The following is a 20884-nucleotide window of genomic DNA, read 5'->3' on the forward strand; positions in this document are numbered from 1 at the left end:
ATGATCGACCGCCGCCACAAGTCCAGGCTTGGTCACGATGGCTGACACAATGACCGTCGCCGCCGGCGACAAGATCCGCTGCGATGCCTGTCCGGTGATGTGCTACATCAAGCCGGGCGCGGCCGGCGCGTGCGACCGTTATGCCAATCACGACGGCACGCTGGCGCGCGTCGATCCGCATGTCGTGCTCGAGCGCACGGTCTCGCATGGCGGCAAGCTGGTGCCGTTCCAGGCGAGCGGCGACTGGGACGGCAAGATCGTCCGTCATCCCGAACTGTTCGTCACCGCGATCGGCGCCGGAACCACCTATCCGGACTACAAGCCCGCGCCCTTCATCGTGTCGTCGGAAGTCGACGGCGTCGACATGGTCACCGTGGTGACCGAGGGTATTTTCTCCTATTGCGGCGTCAAGCTGAAGATCGACACCGACCGCTATCTCGGTCCCGAGACCGCGATCGTCCGCGCGGAGGGCGAAGCGGTCGGCCATGTCACGACCAGCGAATATGGTTCGCAGATGCTCTCGCTCGGCGGCGTGCACCATCTGACCGGCGGCTCGAAGAAGGAAGGCCGCGTCACCTGCGACACGCTGATGGATCTCTCCAACTGCAAGGCGGTGGAGTTGACCATCGATGGCGGCGCCACCGTGGTGGTGCAGGCGGGCAAGCCGCCGATCGTCAACGGCATGGCGGAAGAGCGGATGCGGGTCGGCTGCGGCTCGGCGACCATCGGCATGTTCGCCAAGCAGTGGCACGGCAGGGTCGATGAAGTCGTGGTGGTCGACGACCACATCACCGGGGTGCTCAGCGAGCACCAGGCCGGCAAGCTGCTCGACATCGCCGACACCGGTATCAAGATGAAGGGGCGCCGTTCGACGCCGGGCCGCTATTTCCAGGTCGCCGATCCCGGCACGGGATGGGGCGGCACCAACATCTCCGATCCGCTGTCGATCCTGGGTCCCTTCAATGCCAAGGAAGCGAGGCCGGGGCTCACCATGCTGATGGTCTCAACCACCGGCGAGCATGCTTCTTATTACGTGCTCGACGAGGCGCTGAAGCCGATCGAGACCGAGATGCCGGCGGACCTGAAATTCTCGGTCGAGCGCATCCAGGAGAATTGCGAGCCGGCGCTGTGCACCGTGCTGTTCATGGGCGGCGCCGGCGGCTCGCTGCGCGCCGGCGTCACCGACAATCCGGTGCGGCTGACCCGCTCGGTCAAGGACGCGTTGACGCGGGTGACCAGCGGCGGCGCGCCGGTCTATGTCTGGCCCGGCGGCGGCATCACCTTCATGGTCGATGTCACGCAGATGCCGGCCGGTGCCTTCGGCTATGTGCCGACCCCGGCGCTGGTAGCGCCGATCGAATTCACGATGAAGCTGTCGGATTACGCCGCGCTCGGTGGCCATATGGACTATGTCAGGCCGCTGTCGTCGCTGCGCGATAGCGCCGAAGTCCGGCCGATGCCGTACCTTCCGGGGCGGCGCGCATGAGACGGCTCCCGCAAATCGCGCTTCTTCCTGACGGCAAGCGGCTGCATTTGCAGGATGGTCCCATTGACCTGGTCGTTGAAGCCAAGGGCAGGGATGTGGATGTTCGATCCGCCTATCAGGCGGCGGCGGAGCGCTTCACCGGTCTGCTCGACGAACTCTGCGGCGAACTTGCCTTGTTGCGGAGCGCGGCCGATCCGCAGCACTGCGCGCTGAAAGGCGTGGTCGCGCGGCGCATGCATGCGGCGGTCGCGCCGTTTGCCGCCGACGGTTTCATCACGCCGATGGCGGCAGTGGCGGGCTCGGTCGCCGAAGAAATCCTCGGCGCGATGCTTCGGGCGGCACCACTCGACCGCGCCTATGTCAACAATGGCGGCGATATCGCCCTACATCTCGGCGATGGCGAACAGTTCAGCGTCGGCCTGATGGACCGACCGGACCGTTATGGCATGATGCGCACCATGACCGTGGATAGCGACATGCTGGTCCGCGGCATTGCGACCAGCGGCCGGCATGGCCGCAGCTTCTCGCTCGGCATTGCCGACGCCGTCACCGTGCTGGCGCGGACGGCATCGCAGGCCGATGCCGCCGCAACCGTGATCGCCAATGCGGTCGATCTGCCGGGCCATTCCGCGATCCTACGCGTCCCGGCGAACGAGTTGCAGCCGGACAGCGACCTCGGCGCACAGCTGGTGACGCGCGAAGTCAGGTATCTGGCGGAACATGAGGTCGAACGGGCGCTCGAGGCGGGTGCAGCGCGGGCGCGCATGCTCCTGACGTCGGGATTGATCGAGGGCGCGGCATTGCGTCTACTGGGCGAAACGCGAATTGTCGGTGCAACTGGGATTGAGGCGTCGGCATCGCATGCGTTTCAGGGAAAAACGATAGAACACATGCCGCAGGCATGACCGGGAGCGAGGCAAGATGAGCGCCGTCATTCGCAAGATCGTCACCGTGGTCGAAGAGACCCATCTGGAGATGGGCAAAACCATCGCACCGCCGACCCGGCGTGCCGCGGCGATCGCCGTGATCGAAAACCCGTTTGCCGGCCGTTATGTCGAAGACCTGTCGCCGCTGATCGCGATCGGCGAGGAACTCGGCGAATTGCTTTCGAAGCGGGCCGTTGCCGCGCTCGGCATCGACGGCGCCAAGGCGCACAGCTACGGCAAGGCCGCTGCCGTCGGCGAAAATGGCGAGCTCGAGCACGCGGCCGCGATCCTGCATCCCAAGATGGGCGCGCCGGTGCGCAAGGTGCTCTCGAAGGGGGCGGCATTGATCCCGTCGTCAAAGAAGCGCTCGGGGCCCGGCACCACGCTGGATATTCCGCTCGGGCACAAGGACGCCGCCTTCGTGCGCAGCCATTTCGACGGCATGGAGGTGCAGATCAACGACGCGCCACGGGCCAACGAGATCATGGTCGCGGTGGCGGTGACCGACAGCGGTCGGCCGCTGCCGCGCGTCGGCGGGCTGACGGTCGACGAGGTCAAGGGCGAAGACGGATTGCGATAATCTCTTTGAAAGAAAAACTGGAGGACGGGATGCGTGGTTATTTCGTAGGGGCGGGATTGGCGATCGCGGTCGCGACCATGGCAACGAGCGCCATGACGACACCCGCGTTGGCGCAGAGCGAAGTCAAGATCGGTGAGATCAACTCTTACTCCTTGCTGCCGGCGTTCACCGAGCCCTATCGCAAGGGCTGGCAGCTCGCGGTCGAGGAGATCAATGCGGCCGGCGGTATCAACGGCAAGAAGCTCGTCGTCATTTCCAAGGATGACGGCGGCAAGCCGGCGGATGCGCAGACCGCGGCGAACGAACTGGTGTCGAGCGAAAACGTCGCGATGCTCACCGGCACATTCCTTTCCAACATTGGCCTCGCGGTCAGCGATTTCGCCAACCAGAAGAAGGTATTCTTTCTCGCGGCAGAGCCTTTGACCGACGCCATCACCTGGTCGAAAGGCAACCGCTATACCTTCCGCCTGCGGCCGTCGAACTACATGCAGGCCGCGATGCTGGTGGAGGAGGCGGCGAAGCTGCCCGCAAAACGCTGGGCGACGATCGCACCGAACTATGAATACGGCCAGTCGGCGGTCGCGGTGTTCAAGAAGCTGATGTCGGAGAAACGGCCCGACATCCAGTGGGTCGACGAGCAGTGGCCGCCGCAGGGCAAGATCGACGCCGGCCCAGTGATACAGGCGGTTGCCGCGGCGAACCCCGAGGCGATCCTGAACGTCACCTTCGGTGCCGACCTCGTCAAGCTCGTGCGCGAAGGCAACACCCGCGGCCTGTTCAAGGGCCGTACGGTGGTGAGCTTCCTGACCGGCGAGCCGGAATATCTGGATCCGCTGAAGGACGAGACCCCGGAGGGTTGGATCGTCACCGGCTATCCCTGGTATTCGATCAAGACGCCGGAGCATGACGCGTTCCTGAAGGCCTACCAGGCCAAGTACAACGACTATCCGCGGCTCGGTTCGATCGTCGGCTACCAGACCATCAAGGCGGCGGCGGCGATCCTCGCCAAGGCCGGCTCGAGCGATCCGGAGAAGCTGATCGCGGCGGCGGAAGGCATCTCGATGTCGTCGCCGTTCGGCGAGATTACCTTCCGCAAGATCGACCACCAGTCGACGTTAGGTGCCTTCACCGGCAAGACCGCGCTGAAGGACGGCAAGGGCATCATGGTCGATACCGCCTATCGCAAGGGCTCGGACTATCTGCCGAGTGATGCCGAAATCGAGAAGCTGCGGCCGAAGGATTGAGTTTGCGGCTTCTTCTCCCTCTCCCCGTTCTTAAGGGGTCGAGACGAGCGAAGCTCGCTCTTGGAGGGTTGGGGTGAGGGGTGTCTCCACGAGTTGTGCTCGCGGAGAGTCCCCCTCACCCGAAACTCAAGCTGCGCTTGAGTTTCGACCTCTCCCGCAGGCGGGGCGAGGTGAAGGATAGTGATGCTGATCTCCAACGCGGACCGCCTATGGCTTTCTATATCGTCCAGTTCCTGACCGGTCTTGCCAGCGCGGCATCGCTGTTCCTGGTCGCTTCGGGCCTGTCGATCATCTTCGGCGTGACGCGGATCGTGAATTTCGCGCATGGCGCGTTCTACATGCTCGGCGCCTACGTCGCCTTCACGCTAACCGAGCGCTTCTCGGGCGCGTTCGGCTTCTGGGGCGGCATCGTCGTCGCGGCGCTGGCGGTTGCCGCGATCGGTGTGCTGGTCGAGATGGTGCTGCTGCGCCGGATCTACCATTCGCCCGAGCTGTTCCAGCTGCTCGCCACCTTCGGCCTGACGCTGATGGTCGAGGATCTCGTGGTGCTGATCTGGGGGCCGGACGATCTGGTCGGCCGCCGCGCACCCGGCTTCAAGGGGGCGATCGATTTCTTCGGCCAGAACATTCCGAGCTACGATCTGTTCCTGATCGTGCTCGGGCCGGTCGTGCTCGGTGTGCTCTGGCTGTTGTTCCAGCGCACCCGCTGGGGCGTGCTGGTGCGCGCGGCGACGCAAGACCGCGACATGGTGGCGGCGCTCGGTGTCAATCAGAAATGGCTGTTCACCAGCGTGTTCGCGCTCGGCGTCTTCCTCGCCGCGCTCGGCGGCGCGCTGCAGATCCCGCGCGATGCGGTCAATCACGCAATGGATCTGCGCGTCATCGTCGAAGTCTTCGTCGTGGTCGTGATCGGTGGGCTCGGCAGCATCATCGGCGCCTTCGTCGCCGCGGTGCTGGTGTCCGAGCTCAACGCCTTCGGCATCCTGATCTTCCCGAAGATCTCCATCATCCTGGTGTTCCTGGTGATGGCGGTGGTGCTGATCGTCCGGCCCTGGGGACTGTTCGGCAAGCCGGAGGCGCCGGCGCGACGTACGCCCGGCCTCACCGTCAATCCGTGGCGGCCGCTGACGATGAACGAGCGGCTTGCCGCGATCGCCGTGCTGGTGGTCGCCGCCGCGCTGCCGTTCGTCGCCGGCAATTACGTGCTCACCGTCGGCTCGGAGATTGCGATCTTCGTGATCTTCGCGGTCAGCCTGCACTTCCTGATGTCGGTCGGCGGGCTCGCCTCGTTCGGCCATGCCGCCTATTTCGGCCTTGGCGCCTATGGCGTGGCGCTGCTCGCCAAGATGGCAGGCTTGCCGATGATCGCCTGCCTGCTGCTCGGCCCGCTGCTCGGGCTGCTCGGCGCCGCGGTGTTCGGCTTCTTCGCGGTGCAGCTCTCCGGCGTCTATTTCGCGATGCTGACGCTGGCCTTTGCCCAGATCGTCTGGTCGATCGCGTTCCAGTGGGTGTCGGTCACCGGCGGCGACAACGGCATTCTCGGCGTCTGGCCGGAGAAATGGGCGGCGAGCCCGTCGCATTTCTACTGGCTGTCGCTCGGCATCGCCGCGCTCGCGGTCGTGATCCTGCGCATCATCGTGTTCTCGCCGTTCGGCTTTGCGCTGCGCGCCACGCGGGATTCGCCGCTGCGCAGCGAAGCGGTCGGCATCAACGGCAAGCGCATCCAGTGGACCGCCTTCGTGATCGCGGGCACCGTCGCAGGTCTTGCCGGCGCGCTGTTCGCCTATCTCAAGGGCAGCGTGTTCCCCGACAATATGGGCATCTCGCTGTCGGTCGATGCGCTGGTCATGGTGCTGCTCGGCGGCGTCGAGACCGTGTCGGGCGCGGTGGTCGGTGCCATCGTCTACAAGGCGCTCAACATCTGGCTGGTCAGCCAGACCGATTGGTCGAAACTCGTGCTCGGCGGCTTCGTCGTTCTGATCGTGGTTGCGTTCCCGAAGGGCATCGTCGGCACGCTGGAAGCCTTCCTGCATCGCCGGCGCAAATCCTCATCAGCGGCATCGCCCGTGCTGACCTCCCGCATCGAGACTGCCGAATGAGCATGGCTCCCACATTGCTGTCGGTCGAGGACTTGACCAAATCGTATGGTGGCGTGCATGCCGTGCGCGGCGTCTCGTTCGAGCTGCATGCAGGCGAGATCCTCGCCTTGATCGGACCGAACGGCGCGGGCAAGAGCACCTGCTTCAACGTGCTCAACGGCCAGATCATTCCGGACTCCGGTCGCGTCAAGCTGCTCGGCGAGGACACCACCGGCAAGAAGCCGCGCGTGATCTGGCGGATGGGCGTCGGCCGCACCTTCCAGATCGCCGCGACGTTCCCGACCATGACGGTGCGCGAAAACGTCCAGGTAGCGCTGGTGTCGCATGGCGGGCAGCTGTTCAATCTGTGGGCCTCGACTGCGCGTCACGCCCGCGACGAAGCCGGGCGGCTGCTCGATCTGGTCGGCATGGGCGCCTATGCGGAGCGGCCCTGCGGCGAACTCGCCTATGGGGACGTCAAGCGGCTGGAGCTTGCGATCGCGCTCGCCAACCAGCCGAAGCTGCTCTTGATGGATGAGCCGACCGCCGGCATGGCGCCGCGCGAGCGCGTCGAATTGATGCGGCTGACGGCGCGGATCGCGCGCGAGCAATCGATCGGTGTTCTCTTCACCGAACACGACATGGACGTGGTGTTCGAGCACGCCGACCGCATCCTGGTGCTGAACCGCGGCACGCTGATTGCCGAAGGCTCGCCGGAGGAAGTCCGCGGCAACGCCCAGGTGCGGGCGATCTATCTCGGCGAAGGCCTTCTTTACGACGCCCGCCACCGCGAGGGAGCATCGGCATGAAGCTCACGGTGAAGGACCTCAACAGCTTCTACGGCCCGGCGCATATCCTGTTCGACATCGCGCTCGAAGTCGGCGAGGGCGAGGTGGTCGCATTGCTCGGGCGCAATGGCGCCGGCAAGTCCACGACCTTTCGGTCCATCGTCGGCCTGGTCGAGAACCGCTCCGGCCGCGTGATGTTCGAGGGCAGGGACGTCTCGGAGCTGCCGACCCATGCCATCGTGCGCGGCGGGCTCGGCTATGTGCCGGAGGAGCGGCGCATCTTCACGGATTTGACGGTCGAGGAGAATCTTGAGGTCGGCCGCCAGCCCAAACGGCCGGGCGCGCCGCAATGGGATCGCGACAAACTGTTCAAGCTGTTTCCCAACCTCGGCGAAATGCGCGGCCGGCCGGGGGGGCGCATGAGCGGCGGCGAGCAGCAGATGCTGACGATCGCGCGCACGCTGATGGGCAATCCGTCCCTGGTACTGCTCGACGAGCCGTCGGAAGGCCTGTCGCCGAAGATCGTCGAGCAGATGGTCGATGCGATTCTGGCGATGAAGAAAGAGGGCGTCAGCATCGTCGTCTCCGAGCAGAACCTGCATTTTGCCCGGCTGATCTCGGATCGCGCCTACATCATCGAACGCGGCCGGATCTGTTTCGGCGGCACCATGGCGGAACTCGATGCGCGTCCGGATATCCGCGACGCGCATCTGTCGCTGTAAAGGTGGGGTGAAACGATGGCGAGGAGTGCTGCACAGAAGCGAACCGTCAAGGCGGCGAAGCCCGGCTACGTGCTCGACGAGCAGATCGGCTTCATCCTGCGCCAGGTGTCGCAGCGTCACGCCGTGATTTTCGCCCGCGAGATTGGCATCAACCTGACGCCGACGCAGTGGGCGGCGCTGTCGAAATTGTCGGAGGTCGGCGCGTGCTCGCAGAACCAGCTCGGGCGGCTGACCTCGATGGACGTTGCGACCATCAAGGGCGTGATCGATCGCCTGACCGCGCGCGGCCTGACCGAGACCTCGCCCGATCCCGATGACGGCCGCCGGCTGATGGTGAGCCTGACGCGCGCCGGGCAGCAGATGGCCGACAAGGCCGCGCCGAATGCGCTCGTGATCTCCCGGGAGACGCTGGCGCCGCTCGACGCCAAGGAGCGCGAGACCCTGATGGCGCTGCTCGGCAGGCTTCGCTGACGGGTCATCTTTCGAGCCCGCTTCGTCACCATCTTCGCGTTGCCCACGGGCGGCACGTTCGGACTATGTCGCAACACCAAGCGCCAGCGCGACGGCGCCGACCAGCACCAGGCTGACGGCCCAAACCGTGTCCAGATTGAACCAGCTCCGGGCCACGAATTTGAGACCGAGATAGCGGTAGACCAGCCACGCCAGACATCCGCCGGCCGTGATCATCGCCCCGGCATGGACGATGGAGACCAGCACGGCCATCGTAAGGTTGGTGTCGATCAGGGAGTTGGCGGCGGCGTGGCCTTGGTCCGGTTCGGCCGCGCGGCATAGTCCGAGATAGATCGGCACCAGCATCAGCGCTCCGCCGTGGGCGATCGCCACCGCGAAGGACCACAAGGCGAGTTGCGTCGGCGGTATCCGCGCCAGGGCCCGCGGATGGCGCCGGTCGATCAACCGATAGATGCCGAAGGCGATCACAAGCAGGCTGGCACCGATCCGGATCGTGCGCTGCCATTCAACGAGGGTGATCAGCAGCGCGAAGGGAAGGATCACGAGCAGCATCGCCAGCAGATGACCGATTGCGAGCGGGCCGAGTGCGGCCAGCAGCGCGCGCGAACTCCGTTGCATCAACCCGGCCGAAACCGCGAGCGGCCAGCCCATGCCCGGGTTGATCCCGTGGTAGAGGCCGCTCGCAATCACCGCCAGCCACAGCGAGGCCAGTGTCCAGTCGGCGGCACCCACATTCAGGCCGACGGATAGCAGAACGAATCCGTCGAGCAGTCGCCGCCGTCGAGCCGGATCTGGTGCGCGCGGTACCCGTCGGGGAGGCTGACCCAGTAATCCTTTGCCAGCTCAAGGCCGCCGCCCGGGCCGGCATTCGCCATCACCTCGGCGCCGGGAATGCCTTGGGGATAGAACTGGTCGTCCCAGGTCGAGTACAGCGAGTTGGTCCAGTAGACCCGCTTGCCGTCGCGGCTGATCTCGACCATCTGCGGGCCGCCGGCAAATGCCTGTCCGTTGGGATGCGGAGTGCGGCGGGTGATCCCGCCGATGCGCACCGATCCGGCGAGCTTCGGCTTGCGCGGATCGCTGACATCGTATTGGCGCATCTCGCCGGTGGCCCAGCAGGAGACGTAAAGGAATTTGTCGTCCATCGACAGGTCGATGTCGGTCACCAGCGGCGGCACGGCGCCGAAACCCTGCAGCAGCGGCGGCAGCTGCTCCTTCGGCGCGGGCTCTGGCGGGATCGTCGCCGTCTTCTCGATGTGAAACTTGCCGCCCTCGCGCCACCAGGTCCAGATCGAGCCCTCGAGGTTCGTGGTATCGACCACGACACCGACGAAGCCGTATTCGCGAACCGGATCGTGTGCGGGCCGCACCTCCAGCGCCATCTGATGGTTGGCGCCGAGATCGATGGTCTGCACATTGCGTCGCGCGCGCAGATCCCAGAAGTGGATGCGATGGCCGTATTTGTTCGAGAGCAGGTCCTCCGGCACGATGCCGTTCTCGAATTGCGGCGGCAGCGCCCATTCGCTGCTCACCATGTAGTCGCGCGGCAGGTTCCACCAGAAGTCATAATGCTTGGTCTGCGGACCGCGATCGATCTCCCAGCGTCCGAGCACCTCGAATGTCTCGCAATCCATGATGAAGACGCCGGGCGGCCCATCGGTGCCGTCCTTGCCGCCGCCGCCGAGCGTGGAGACGTAAATGCCGTCCGGGCCGCAGTGGATGGTATGCGGCCGCGAATAGCCGGTCTTCCGGAAGACCTCCTCGGGTTCTATGATCTTGTGGATCTTGGCCTGCGTTGGATCCGGCTTGGTGTCGATGATGTAGATCCGCGACGACCGCATGCCGGGAACGATGAGATAGCGGCGCTCGATGAAGGCATGCCCCGCAAGCGGGGACAATGCCGAGGAACACGCGTTCCAGCCGAAATGGTGAAACTCGTCGCCCTTGTTGGGCATCGTCACGGTGTGGACGATCTTGCTGTAGGTCGGCGAGCCCGGCTTGACGTCGATGACGGCGAGCGCGTCGGGCCTGGAGAAGTCCGGGCTGAGCAGCACGGTGTAGGCGAAGTTCTCGGCCGGAGCTTCCATCGCAAGCTTCGGCGACGCGTGAAACGTGGGATCTGGCCTCATCGTCATCGTGCTGCCTCCTGTTTGCCTGGTTTGGACCAACGGCACGGCGGCATGCGGCAGGAACTTAATCGTCGCGTGGCTCTTGCGAGCGCCGCCGGCTAGGTTCGCGTGGCGGCACGATACACCTCAATGATGACGGGTGGAAACAAGGTTCGGTTACGGAGGCGGCGCGGCAAAGGCGCGCGATGCCGTGCCCGTGATCCAACAGCTTCTTCAAGAGGTTGAGCAAGCGCCGCTGTACTGCCCCCCAGGGACCAATCTCTCACCGTCACCCCCGCGCAACGGCTTTGCCGTTGTCGCTGGAGGAGCCGCGCAGAGCGCGGCGTCTCGAAGGGTCGACGGCTCGGCTGGTGGCCGTGCATCCTTCGAGGCTCGCTTCGCGAGCACCTCCAGCGACAACGGCAGAGCCGTTGCGGGGATGACGGGTCGTCTGTCGTAACCTACTTCGCCACGATCTCCGGCACCTTGCCGGCGGGCGGCGTGTTGCGGCTGCGCTGGGTGCGGACGATGCCGTCGATGATGGTCATGCCGATGCCCGGGAGATCGCCGAGCTGAACGCTCTCCAGGATGTTCTTGCCCGGCGAATGCTGCGCCTTGTCCATCAGCACGAAATCGGCGGAGCGACCGACTTCGATCAGGCCGCAATCGAGCTCGCGCATCCGCGCGGTGTTGCCGGTCGCAAGGCAGAATGCCAGCTCGGCCGGCAGCTCGCCGAGCGAGGACAACAGCGAGACCATCCGCAGGATGCCGAGCGGCTGCACGCCGGAGCCGGCCGGCGCATCAGTGCCGAGGATGACGCGGTGCAGATCGCCCATCTCGCGCGCGGTGCGCAAGGTGAACAGCGCGGACCGCTCATTGCCGTTGTGCACCAGCTCAAGCCCGCGCTTGCAGCCCTCGCAGATGCAGCGGATCTGGTCGTCGGGCAGGGCGGTGTGGCCACCATTGATGTGGCCGACCACGTCGGTGTCGGCTTCCAGCACCACGTCCTTGTCGATCAGGCCGGAGCCGGGGATCGAAGGACCGCCGGTGTGGATCGTGCTCTGAATGCCGTATTTGCGCGCCCAGCCGACCATTTTCCGCGCGGTCGGCCCGTCCTTCACGCCACCTAGCCCGACCTCACCGAGCAGCTTGACGCCGGCGGCGGCCATCTCCTTGAAATCGTCCTCGACCATCTCGCACTCGATCACCGGTGCGCCGGCGTGCACCTTCACGCCGCCCGGCCGCAGCGTCCAGAATGCGCGCTGCGCGAAGATCGCCATCGCCTTCACGCCGACCACGTCGCGCGGACGGCCGGGCATGTGCACCTCGCCGGCGGAGATCATCGTGGTGACGCCGCCGTGCAGATAGCTGTCGATCCAGCTGGTCTGGTTCTGCCGCGGCGTCCAGTCGCCGGCGACGGGATGGACGTGGCTGTCGATCAGGCCGGGCGCGACCGTCGTGCCCATGGCGTCGACGATCGTGGTGGAGCCTTCGGTGTCGACGTCCTTGAAGCGGCCGATCGCGGTGATCTTGCCGTTCTCGGCGACGATGGTATCGGCGTCCAGGATCGGCCTCTCCAGCGCCCCCGACAGCAATAGCCCGATATTGCGGATCACCAGCTTGCTGGGGCCGGTGGCCTGGGGCGCGTCGTGAGCCATGGTGTTTTCCTTCGTTTCTTTCCGAAATTGCCCGGGAATTTGAGCCCGGCTTGACATTTGGATCAAGCCGGATTATTCGTTTGTATACGAATGATCGTATACAAACGATCCGGCCGGTCAACTGGTTCAAGCCCTTGCCCGCCGCAGCACAAATCAGGGGTTGGTGCGATGAGCAATTTCAACCAGGAAAGCGTCCTCAGCGTTCATCACTGGACCGACACGCTGTTCTCCTTCAAGACCACGCGCAATCCGTCGTTCCGCTTCCGCAACGGCGAGTTCACCATGATCGGGCTCAAGGTCGGCGAGAAGCCGCTGCTGCGGGCTTACAGCGTCGCCAGCGCCAATTACGAGGACACGCTCGAGTTCTTCTCGATCAAGGTGCCGGACGGCCCGCTGACCTCGCGCCTCCAGCACCTCAAGGAAGGCGACGAGATCATCGTCAGCCGCAAGGCCACCGGCACGCTCGTGATCGACAACCTCGAGGACGGCCGCAACCTCTATCTGATCGGCACCGGCACAGGGCTTGCGCCGTTCCTCAGCGTGATCAAGGATCCCGAGACCTATGACCGCTTCGAGAAGGTCGTGCTGCTGCACGGCTGCCGCCGCGTCAAGGAGCTCGCCTATGGCGAGATGATCACCGAGAAGCTGCCGCAGGACGAGTTGATCGGCGATCTGGTGCGCGATCAGCTGATCTACTACCCGACCGTGACCCGCGATCCGTTCCGCAACCGCGGCCGCATCACCGATCTCATCACCTCGGGCAAGCTGTTCGCCGACATCGGCCTGCCGGCGCTCGATGCCGCGCATGACCGCGTCATGATCTGCGGTTCGCCGGCGCTGGTCGCCGACACCCGCACGTTGCTGAATGGCCGCGGCTTCGTCGAAGGCAATCATGGTGAGCCCGCGCAGTTCGTGGTGGAGAAGGCGTTCGCCGAACGCTGATCTTCGCGGCGAAGGCTGAAGCAATCCATCTTCCGGTACAGCCGGGAGCAATGGATTGCTTCGCTTCGCTGGATCAAGCCGGTGCGCTAGGGCCTGACCGCCGGCGTCTCGACCGGCATGCCGCGCGCCCGCGTCATCAGATAGAGCTCGAGCTCGACCAGCTCGGGTTTACCGTAGTCATAGGCCTGCGCGCGGATGCCGGTGATGCAGGCGCGCAGCCGCCGCTGCAACGATCCGAGCGATTGCCATTCCAGCCGATACAGCGGATAGCCGGTCGGTTGTCCCTGCGTGATCGCGCTGCCCGCGAGCTTCTTGTCCCAACTATCGTCGTGGCAGTTGGTGCAGCCGAGATTGAGCTGACCCTGCCGCTGCATGAACAGCGCGTGGCCCTTTTCGACGAAGGGCGCGAGCTTCGGATCGTCGCCCGTCGCGATCGGCATGCCGCGTGACTGCTGCGCGACATAGGCTGTCAGCGCCAGCAGTTCGTGGCTTTCATAGGCGAATGGCGAGGCCTGCTGGTGGTTGGTGCGGCAGAGATTGATCCGCGCTTCGAGGTCGACCGGCTTTCCCAACGCTTTCTCGAAGGCTGGGTAGTGCGCCGCGACGCCCTTCATGCTGATGCGCGCATCGCTGTGGCAATCGGCGCAGGCCTTGTTTGCGGTGCCGGCCTTGCGCTGCCAGAGCGCTTCGCCGTCGAGCACGAACAGCATGCCGGGATTGGCGGTGTCCTCGTCCTGCATCGCTTTGGTGTCCGGGCTCATGAAGCTGTAGCCCGAACGGCGCTCGGCTTGCGGGATCTCCGCGGCGAGCGCTGTGCTCGCCACCGCCGTCAGCAGCGCGATGCAGGCGGCAATCCTCATTCGACCGTGATCGAAGCCTGCGCGGTCTCCGAAAACCCCTTGTCGCCGATCCACTCGAACTCGAACTTGCCGCTCTCGGTCACGGTGGTGAAGAAGGTGATGAACGGATTAGCCGCGATCGCAGGATAAAGATCGGCGCGAAACACTTCCGTGCCGTTGAACCGGCAGGTGAAGCTCGTGATGATGTCGCGCGGCACCACGTCGCCCGAGGCGGTGTGGCGATAGCCTGTCTCCATGATATGCGACATCAGCGTCTTGATCTCGATGACGTCGCCGCGCCTGGCCTTCTTCGGCACGTTGATCAGGGCCGACGGCATCAGATGGCCTCCTCGGTGCAGGCGGCGAGCGTCACCACGACATCAGCTGTTGCCGACCAGAACGTGTCGTCGGACAGCCGTGCGATCGCGGTGACCTTCTGGCTGTCGGCGAGGCGGATGCGGGTCGATATCTGGGCGCGTCCGGCGCGCGGTCCCAGATAGAAATTGCCGATGTTCGGCTGCGGATTCTTCTCGTTGAAGACATGGATGCTCTTCACATACTCGTCCGCCGTCATCGGGCTCGTGACGCTGACTGTCATCGGTACCGTGTTGCCGTTCTCGACCAGCGGCGGGATGTCGAGCTTGACCTTGCCGGCGCGCACATTGGCTTCACCTACGACATTGCGGATCGCGGCCTGCAGCATCGCCGGCGTTGCGTCGGCGGGACGCACGATCACCAGCGCTGCGGCACCTCCGGCAAGGCCCAGAACCGTGCGACGTGTGGTGTGGTTTGAATTCGCCATCGATTGGTCGGTCCTAGTTCCGCAGTGTCACAAGATAGGCCAAGATATCCTCGATCTGCTCCGCCGACAGGATCGGCTTGCCGCGCCATGAGGCGCCGACCCGCGTGAGCCCGTCGACCCGATAGTAGGACGGCATGATCGTCACAGCATTGAGCTGCGCCGCATCGACCAGCCGGAGCCGCAACTGTCCTTCCGACCAGCGGCTGCCGCTGCCGGTGAGGTTCGGCGCGAGGTCTCCCTGGAAAGCCTGCTCGGGAAATGGGCCGCTGTGGCAGAGGATGCAAGTGGAGGAACGCTCGACGATCAGCGTACGGCCGCGCACAACGTCGCCTTTGGTTCCCGTCAGCGGTTGCGGGATCGCGTCGCCGACCACGGTATAGGGGCGCAGCTCTTCGGCGCCGGCCGGCGCACATGCTGCGAACAGTGCCGCGGCGAGCAACGTTGCGAGGGCGAGCCTAGCCAAAGGTGTCTCCCGTAATGGTCTTGAACCAGGCGAGCGCCTGATCGGCCTCGCGCTGGCGCACCTCGCGCGGCGCGTCGACCGGACTCGTGGTCACCTCGGCCTCGGCATATTGATCTTCCTTCGGCTGATAGACGCCCTTCAGCGAGAATGCGTAGCCGGGAGCGACGGTGTTGTAGCAGGCGCCGTCGAGCCGCGGCGTCTCCGCTGCCTGGCCTGCAAGCGAGCTCACGATCGCGGCTGCGCAGGCCCGGCCTTGCGCTGCCGCCGCCGAGGCGGATTTCGGAATTCCGCCGGCGATCGCGGCATCGCCGATGACGTGGATATTGGGCACCAGCCTGGAGGCGAAGCTGACCGGATCGATCGGGCACCAGCCGGTGTGATCGGCGGCACCGGCGATCTCCGCGATCCGGCCGGCTCGTTGCGGCGGGATCACATTGGCGACCGCGGCGGTGTAGTTGCCGAAGTCCGTGACGATCTCGCTGGTTGCCGGATCGACCGAGGTCACGCGGCCGCCCTGCGACAGCGCGATCCGCTCGATCATGCCGGGGTAGAGCTCCGCCCAGGCCTTCTCGAACAGCTTCTGCTGTGAATAATTGTCCTTGGCGTCGAGCACCAGGATCTTCGACTTCGGCTTCTTGGCCTTGAGGTAATGCGCGATCAGGCTGGCGCGCTCGTAAGGCGCCGGCGGGCAGCGCAGCGGCGCGGCCGGCACCGCGATTACGACCAAGCCGCCATCGTCCATCGCCTCGAGCTGCTTGCGCAGCAGCAGGGTCTGCACGCCGGCCTTCCAGGCATGCGGCATCTTCTCGGCGGCTGCCTCGTCATAGCCGGGCAGGGCATCGAAGTGCATGTCGATGCCGGGGGCCAGCACAAGCCGGTCGTAGGACAGCGTCGCGCCATCGGAAAGCGCAATGGTGCGCGCCTGCGCATCGACCTTGGTCGCCGCCTGCGCGGCGACCGTGATGCCGTCAGCTGCAACCTTGTCATAGGTGAATTGTTGCGCGGAGAGTTCACGCAGGCCTGCGATCACCTCGTTGCTGAACGGGCAGGCGGTGAAGGTCTTGTTGGGCTCGATCAGCGTGATCTGCAGCCTGGCGTCGAGCCGCCGCAGCGCCCGCGCACAAGCCGCGCCGCCGAAGCCGCCGCCGATCACCGCAATGCGTGGTGCGGCTTGCGCCAGCGCCGGACGTGCCAGCGCCGCCGCTGCGACGGCAGCGGCGCCACGGACCACATCTCTGCGCGTCGGATGACGCGTGACGGCCATGCACGAGAATCCGGAAAAGGAAGCGGCGGCCGATCCGGCCGCCGCTTCTGGTTTGATCAGGCGAAAGAGATGTTCTGGTTGCGCAGCGGGAAAGTACGGATGCGTTTTCCCGTCGCGGCGAAATAGGCGTTGAGCACCGCCGGCGCCGCAACGCCGATGGTCGGCTCGCCGACGCCGCCCCAGAACCCGCCGCTCGGCACCATCACCGCTTCCACCTTCGGCATTTCGTTGATGCGCATCGAGTTGTAGGTGTCGAAATTGGTCTGCTCGATACGGCCGTCCTTCACGGTGCAGCCGCCATAGAACAGCGCGCTGAGGCCGTAGACGAAGGAGCCCGCGATCTGCCGCTCCACCTGCGCCGGATTGACGACATAGCCGGGGTCGGTGGAGGCGACGATGCGATGCACCTTGATCTTGCTGCCGTCGGTCACCGAGATCTCGGCGGCGCCGGCAACGTAGCTGCCGTAGCCCATCACCTGCGCGATGCCGCGATAGACGCCTTGCGGTGCCGGCGTGCCCCAGCCGATCTTCTCGGCCACGGCATTGAGCACGGCGAGATGCTTGGGATGCTTGCCCATCAGCTTGCGGCGGAATTCGAGCGGGTCCTGGCCGGCAGCCTGGGCCAGCTCGTCCATGAAGCATTCCATGTAGATTGCGTTGTGATTGACGTTGACGCCGCGCCAGAAGCCCGGTGGAACGTGCGGATTGCGCATCGCATGCTCGACTAGCAAGTTCGGCACCGCATAGCCGATCGCGGCCTCGCCGGATTGCGCGACGCCCTGGAACGCGGCGGGGTCCATGCCGTTCTGCAGCGCTTCCGGGCGCACCGAGAACAGGATGGATTGACCCGACAGCCGGTAGTGCAGCGCGACCAGATTGTTGTCGGCATCGAACGCGCCGGTCAGCTTGCACTGCGTGACCGGGTGATACTTGCCGTGCTGCATGTCCTCTTCGCGCGACCATAGCAGCTTGATCGGCGTGCCCGGCATCTGCTTGGCGATCGCCACCGCCTGGCGGACATAGTCGGTCATGCCGCGCCGGCCGAAGCCGCCGCCGAGCATCAGCTTGTGCACGTCGACCTTCTCCGCCGGCAGACCGGAGGCTTCGAGCGCCGCTGCGAACGCCGCCTCGCCATTCTGCGTGCCGCACCACACCTCGCATTTGTCCGGTGTGTAAAGCACGGTGGCGTTCATCGGCTCCATCGTGGCGTGGTTCTGGTAGGGATAACTGTAGACAGCTTCCACCTTCTTCGCCGCGCTTGCGATCGCTGCCTTGGCATCGCCGTTCTGATTGCCGACATAGGCCGGCTGCGCATTGTCGAGACCTTCGGCGAGCCACTTCGCAATCGTCTCGCTGGAGACCTTTGCATTGTCGCCTTCGTCCCAGACGATCGGCAGCTTGTCGAGCGCGGACTTGGCGTGCCACCAGGTATCGGCGACGACGGCAACGGCGCTGTCGCCGACCGGCACCACCTTCTTGACGCCCTTCATGCCTGATATCTTGGCTTCGTCGAAGCTCTTCACCTTGCCGCCGAACACCGGGCAATCCTTGATCGCGGCGTTCAGCATGCCCGGCAGCTTGACGTCGATGCCATAGGTCATCTTGCCGGTGGTCTTGTCGACGGTGTCGAGCCGCTTCAGGCCCTTGCCGGCGATGGTCCAGTCCTTCGGGTCCTTCAGCTTGACGTCGACCGGCGGCTCGAGCCTGGCGGCGGCTTCCGCGACTTTGCCGTAGGTCGTGGTCTTGCCCGAGGACGTGTGGGTGATGACGCCATTGGAGACCTTGCACTCCGTGGCCGGCACCTTCCACTCATTGGCCGCGGCCTGGATCAGCATCATGCGCGCGGTGGCGCCGCCCTTGCGGACATAGTCCTGCGAGGTGCGGATGCCGCGGCTGCCGCCGGTCGAGAAATCGCCCCAGGCGCGCTTGCGGGCGACGCTCTGGCCGGGTGTCGGATATTCGGTCGTGACCTTCGACCAGTCACACTCCAGTTCCTCGGCGACCAACTGCGCAAGGCCGGTGAGCGTACCCTGGCCCATCTCGGAGCGGGCGATGCGGATCACCACGGTGTCGTCGGGTCGGATCACGACCCAGGCGTTGACTTCAGGCGCGCCGTCGGCTGCGCGCACCACGGAGGGGCCGCCGAACGGCAGATCGAGGCCGAGCGCAAGGCCGGCGCCGGCGGTTGCCGCGCCGATCACGAAGGCGCGGCGATTGAGTGTTGGCATGATGTGTTGGTTGACTTGCAGATTCATGGCTGCCTCCTCATGCGTTCGCGGCAGCATGGATCGCCTCGCGCACCTGCTGGAAGGTGCCGCAGCGGCAGATATTGGTGATGGCGTCGTTGATGTCGTCGTCGGTCGGCTTCGGATTCTCTTTCAGCAGCGCCGCGACGGCCATGATCATGCCGCTCTGGCAATAGCCGCATTGCGGCACGTCACTCGCGATCCAGGCGAGCTGCACCTTGTGCATCACGCCGCCGGCTGCGAGGCCCTCGATGGTAGTGATGTCCTTGCCGGCCACTTCGCTCACCGTCACGCCGCAGGAACGCATCGCGACGCCGTCGACATGTACCGTGCAGGCGCCGCATTGTGCGATGCCGCAGCCGTATTTGGTCCCCGTCAGTCCAACATTCTCGCGAATCGCCCACAGCAGGGGCGTGTCGTCCTCGACGTCCACATTGATCGTCTTGCCGTTGATTTTGAGGTTTGCCATCGCTTTCCCCTGAATGGTCCAATCCTCCGACTGGACTTCGGGGCGATGTTGGCCTTGAAACTGGAACGGTTCAAATCAAGAATATGCGCTTGCAGTGCGGAAGAAAGTTGATGGCGCGGTGTATGGCCGCGCTCCGCGCATGCAACATGCCTGTCATGCCTTTTGCGGTGAGGCGACAGCCAGCCGCAGGAAGCTCATGACGCTGCCGAGCGCGGCAAACCCGGCACCCAGCGCCAGCGCCACGGTTGCGCCCTCGCGATCGGCCAATGCGAAGCAGAGCGCGGCGAGCGCGGCGCCGGTGGTCTGTCCGGTCAGCCGCGCGGTCGCGACGATGCTGCTGGCACTGCCGCTGCGATGCGACGGTGCGCTCGACATGATCGCCTTCATATTGGGGGTCTGGAAGAAGCCGAAGCCGATGCCGCAGATCATGGTGCGCCAGACGATGTTGGCGATGCCGGGCTCGGCCGGCAGGGTCGCGAGCAGCACCATGCCAACGCCCAGCAGCAGCATGCCGATGCCGCCGAGGATGCCGGCCGGATAACGATCCGACAGCCGCCCGCCGATCGGCGCCATGAAGGCGACCACCAATGGCCAGGGCGTCATGAAGAAGCCGGTCTCGACCTGCGAGCGGTGCAGGATGTCCTCGAAGTAGAACGGCAGCGACACGAAGGCGAGGCCTTGCACAGCAAATGAGCAGACGGCAGTCGCGGCCGACAGCGCGAAGATCGGACGGCGGAACAGGTCGATCGGCAGCATCGGCGCCGGATGATCGGCATGCCGCCGGGTCAGGATCCAGCCCAACAGCAGGGCGCCGGCAAACTCCGAGATGACGAGCGCAGGCGCCGCCTTGTGGGCGGCGCTGCCGATGCTGATGATGAAGAGCCCGAGGCAGGCGCAGGCCAGTGCCGCACCGGCGAAGTCGAAGGCGTGGGCGGCGCGCGGCGTCTTCGGCAGCGTCTTCATGCCGATCAGCAAGGCGACGATTCCGAAGGGAATGTTGACGGCGAACAGCCAGGGCCACGGCCCGAGCGCGAGGATGCCGGAGGCGATGGTCGGCCCGAGCGACATGGCGCTCGCGACCACGAGCGCATTGTGACCGAAGCCGCGGCCGAGCATCCGGCTCGGATAAACGAAGCGGACCAGCGCGGTGTTGACGCTCATCAGCCCGCTGGCGCCGAGCCCCTGCAATGTGCGCGCGACCAAAAGGCTCGGCAGCGACCACGCCAGCGCGCAGCCGAGTGACGCCAATGTGAACAGCAGGAGGCCGCCGATGTAGATCCGCTGGTGGCCGACGATTTCGCCGAGCGCACCGAGCGGCAGCAGCGTGGCGACCAGGGCGATCTGGTAGACGTTGACGACCCAGACCACCTCGGCAGGGCTGACATGCAGATCGCTGGCGATCGCGGGCAGCGCGATGTTGGCGATCGCGGTATCGAGCGAGGCCATCGCCAGCGCGGTGAAAATCGCGGCCACCGCCCAGCGCCGTCGTTCCCAAGGCAGTCCATCGGTGATCGGCGCCGCAGCTGCGGTGGTCGGGGTCTTCTCGAGCATGCCTGAAAATGTCTCCGCGATCGCCATGTACTACGCCGGCCCCACGTTCCCCAGCCGCACCATTGCATGATGCGTATGCGAAGCGGCGTTGCCGGACGGGGCCAGCAGGCTGCGGCCGAAGGGGCAGTCTCGGAGTGAGGGGCGGAACGAAGGGCACAGCTCGCGCAAATTGTGTCGCGAGAACGCCGAAATATGACTCGGCGGCCGCGCAACAAATTCAGTGTCGTCCCCGCATAGGCCGGGGACC

Annotated in this window: 20 protein-coding genes; 9 read left to right on the forward strand and 11 right to left on the reverse strand. The window is 65.4% G+C overall.

What is annotated here, in order from left to right; translation table 11 throughout:
• The first annotated feature begins 37 nt into the window (after positions 1–37).
• The 8 genes from CO675_RS02040 to CO675_RS02075 all read left to right on the forward strand — a co-directional run bounded on the left by CO675_RS02040 (position 38) and on the right by CO675_RS02075 (position 8295).
• The gene (locus CO675_RS02040) at positions 38–1486 is read left to right on the forward strand and encodes a 6-hydroxynicotinate reductase (RefSeq protein ID WP_097670349.1); all 1449 of its coding nucleotides are present in this window, start codon (positions 38–40) and stop codon (positions 1484–1486) included.
• Positions 1483–2391 (forward strand): UPF0280 family protein, encoded by a 909-nt coding sequence (locus CO675_RS02045; protein WP_097670350.1) that lies wholly within the window; start codon positions 1483–1485, stop codon positions 2389–2391. Before CO675_RS02040 ends, CO675_RS02045 begins: the two co-directional genes overlap by 4 nt.
• A gap of 16 nt (positions 2392–2407) precedes the next feature.
• A complete protein-coding gene (locus CO675_RS02050) occupies positions 2408–2992 on the forward strand; it encodes an amino acid synthesis family protein (RefSeq protein WP_029078203.1) in 585 nt (194 codons plus the stop codon).
• A 29-nt stretch (positions 2993–3021) separates the two neighbouring features.
• Positions 3022–4236, forward strand: coding sequence for an ABC transporter substrate-binding protein (locus CO675_RS02055; RefSeq protein ID WP_097670351.1), 1215 nt, complete (start codon positions 3022–3024; stop codon positions 4234–4236).
• Positions 4237–4445: 209 nt separating this feature from the next.
• A complete protein-coding gene (locus tag CO675_RS02060; protein ID WP_097670352.1) occupies positions 4446–6335 on the forward strand; it encodes an ABC transporter permease in 1890 nt (629 codons plus the stop codon).
• Complete coding sequence (locus tag CO675_RS02065) at positions 6332–7123, forward strand: ABC transporter ATP-binding protein (protein ID WP_097670353.1); 792 nt, start codon at positions 6332–6334, stop codon at positions 7121–7123. The genes CO675_RS02060 and CO675_RS02065 overlap by 4 nt, the downstream gene beginning before the upstream one ends.
• Positions 7120–7824 (forward strand): ABC transporter ATP-binding protein, encoded by a 705-nt coding sequence (locus CO675_RS02070; protein WP_097670354.1) that lies wholly within the window; start codon positions 7120–7122, stop codon positions 7822–7824. Before CO675_RS02065 ends, CO675_RS02070 begins: the two co-directional genes overlap by 4 nt.
• Before the next feature lie 15 nt (positions 7825–7839).
• Positions 7840–8295: a MarR family winged helix-turn-helix transcriptional regulator gene (locus tag CO675_RS02075; protein WP_097670355.1), complete on the forward strand. Its 456-nt coding sequence runs from the start codon at positions 7840–7842 to the stop codon at positions 8293–8295.
• Positions 8296–8358: 63 nt separating this feature from the next.
• Here the strand turns inward: CO675_RS02075 and CO675_RS02080 are convergent, their stop codons facing one another.
• From CO675_RS02080 to CO675_RS02090, 3 genes are all read right to left on the reverse strand, one after another.
• Positions 8359–9027: a hypothetical protein gene (locus tag CO675_RS02080; protein ID WP_097670356.1), complete on the reverse strand. Its 669-nt coding sequence runs from the start codon at positions 9025–9027 to the stop codon at positions 8359–8361.
• A 2-nt stretch (positions 9028–9029) separates the two neighbouring features.
• Entirely contained in the window at positions 9030–10430 is a 1401-nt protein-coding gene (locus CO675_RS02085; protein WP_097670357.1) for a selenium-binding protein SBP56-related protein, read from the reverse strand.
• A gap of 434 nt (positions 10431–10864) precedes the next feature.
• Positions 10865–12061, reverse strand: a complete 1197-nt coding sequence (locus CO675_RS02090; protein WP_097670358.1) for an amidohydrolase family protein — start codon at positions 12059–12061, stop codon at positions 10865–10867.
• A 168-nt stretch (positions 12062–12229) separates the two neighbouring features.
• On the opposite strand from CO675_RS02090, the gene CO675_RS02095 reads away from it, so the two are divergent.
• The gene (locus CO675_RS02095) at positions 12230–13003 is read left to right on the forward strand and encodes a ferredoxin--NADP reductase (protein WP_097670359.1); all 774 of its coding nucleotides are present in this window, start codon (positions 12230–12232) and stop codon (positions 13001–13003) included.
• A gap of 86 nt (positions 13004–13089) precedes the next feature.
• On the opposite strand, the gene soxA is transcribed toward CO675_RS02095, so the two are convergent.
• From soxA to CO675_RS02135, 8 genes are all read right to left on the reverse strand, one after another.
• Positions 13090–13863 carry a sulfur oxidation c-type cytochrome SoxA gene (gene soxA / locus CO675_RS02100; protein WP_097670360.1) on the reverse strand — a complete coding sequence of 258 codons (774 nt, stop codon included), beginning with the start codon at positions 13861–13863 and terminating at the stop codon, positions 13090–13092.
• On the reverse strand, positions 13860–14180 hold the full coding sequence (soxZ, locus tag CO675_RS02105; protein WP_097670361.1) for a thiosulfate oxidation carrier complex protein SoxZ: 321 nt from the start codon (positions 14178–14180) through the stop codon (positions 13860–13862). Before soxZ ends, soxA begins: the two co-directional genes overlap by 4 nt.
• A complete protein-coding gene (locus tag CO675_RS02110; protein WP_097670362.1) occupies positions 14180–14644 on the reverse strand; it encodes a SoxY-related AACIE arm protein in 465 nt (154 codons plus the stop codon). The genes soxZ and CO675_RS02110 overlap by 1 nt, the downstream gene beginning before the upstream one ends.
• Before the next feature lie 13 nt (positions 14645–14657).
• Positions 14658–15107, reverse strand: a complete 450-nt coding sequence (gene soxX / locus CO675_RS02115) for a sulfur oxidation c-type cytochrome SoxX (protein WP_245452598.1) — start codon at positions 15105–15107, stop codon at positions 14658–14660.
• Entirely contained in the window at positions 15100–16371 is a 1272-nt protein-coding gene (locus tag CO675_RS02120) for an NAD(P)/FAD-dependent oxidoreductase (RefSeq protein WP_097670364.1), read from the reverse strand. Before CO675_RS02120 ends, soxX begins: the two co-directional genes overlap by 8 nt.
• Positions 16372–16427: 56 nt before the next feature.
• The gene (locus CO675_RS02125; protein ID WP_097670870.1) at positions 16428–18626 is read right to left on the reverse strand and encodes a xanthine dehydrogenase family protein molybdopterin-binding subunit; all 2199 of its coding nucleotides are present in this window, start codon (positions 18624–18626) and stop codon (positions 16428–16430) included.
• Between the two features lie 10 nt (positions 18627–18636).
• A complete protein-coding gene (locus CO675_RS02130; RefSeq protein WP_097670365.1) occupies positions 18637–19086 on the reverse strand; it encodes a (2Fe-2S)-binding protein in 450 nt (149 codons plus the stop codon).
• A 153-nt stretch (positions 19087–19239) separates the two neighbouring features.
• A complete protein-coding gene (locus CO675_RS02135) occupies positions 19240–20637 on the reverse strand; it encodes an MFS transporter (RefSeq protein ID WP_097670871.1) in 1398 nt (465 codons plus the stop codon).
• Positions 20638–20884 lie beyond the last annotated feature (247 nt).

This window comes from Bradyrhizobium sp. C9, assembly GCF_002532045.1.
In the GTDB taxonomy this organism is placed as follows: Bacteria; Pseudomonadota; Alphaproteobacteria; order Rhizobiales; family Xanthobacteraceae; genus Bradyrhizobium.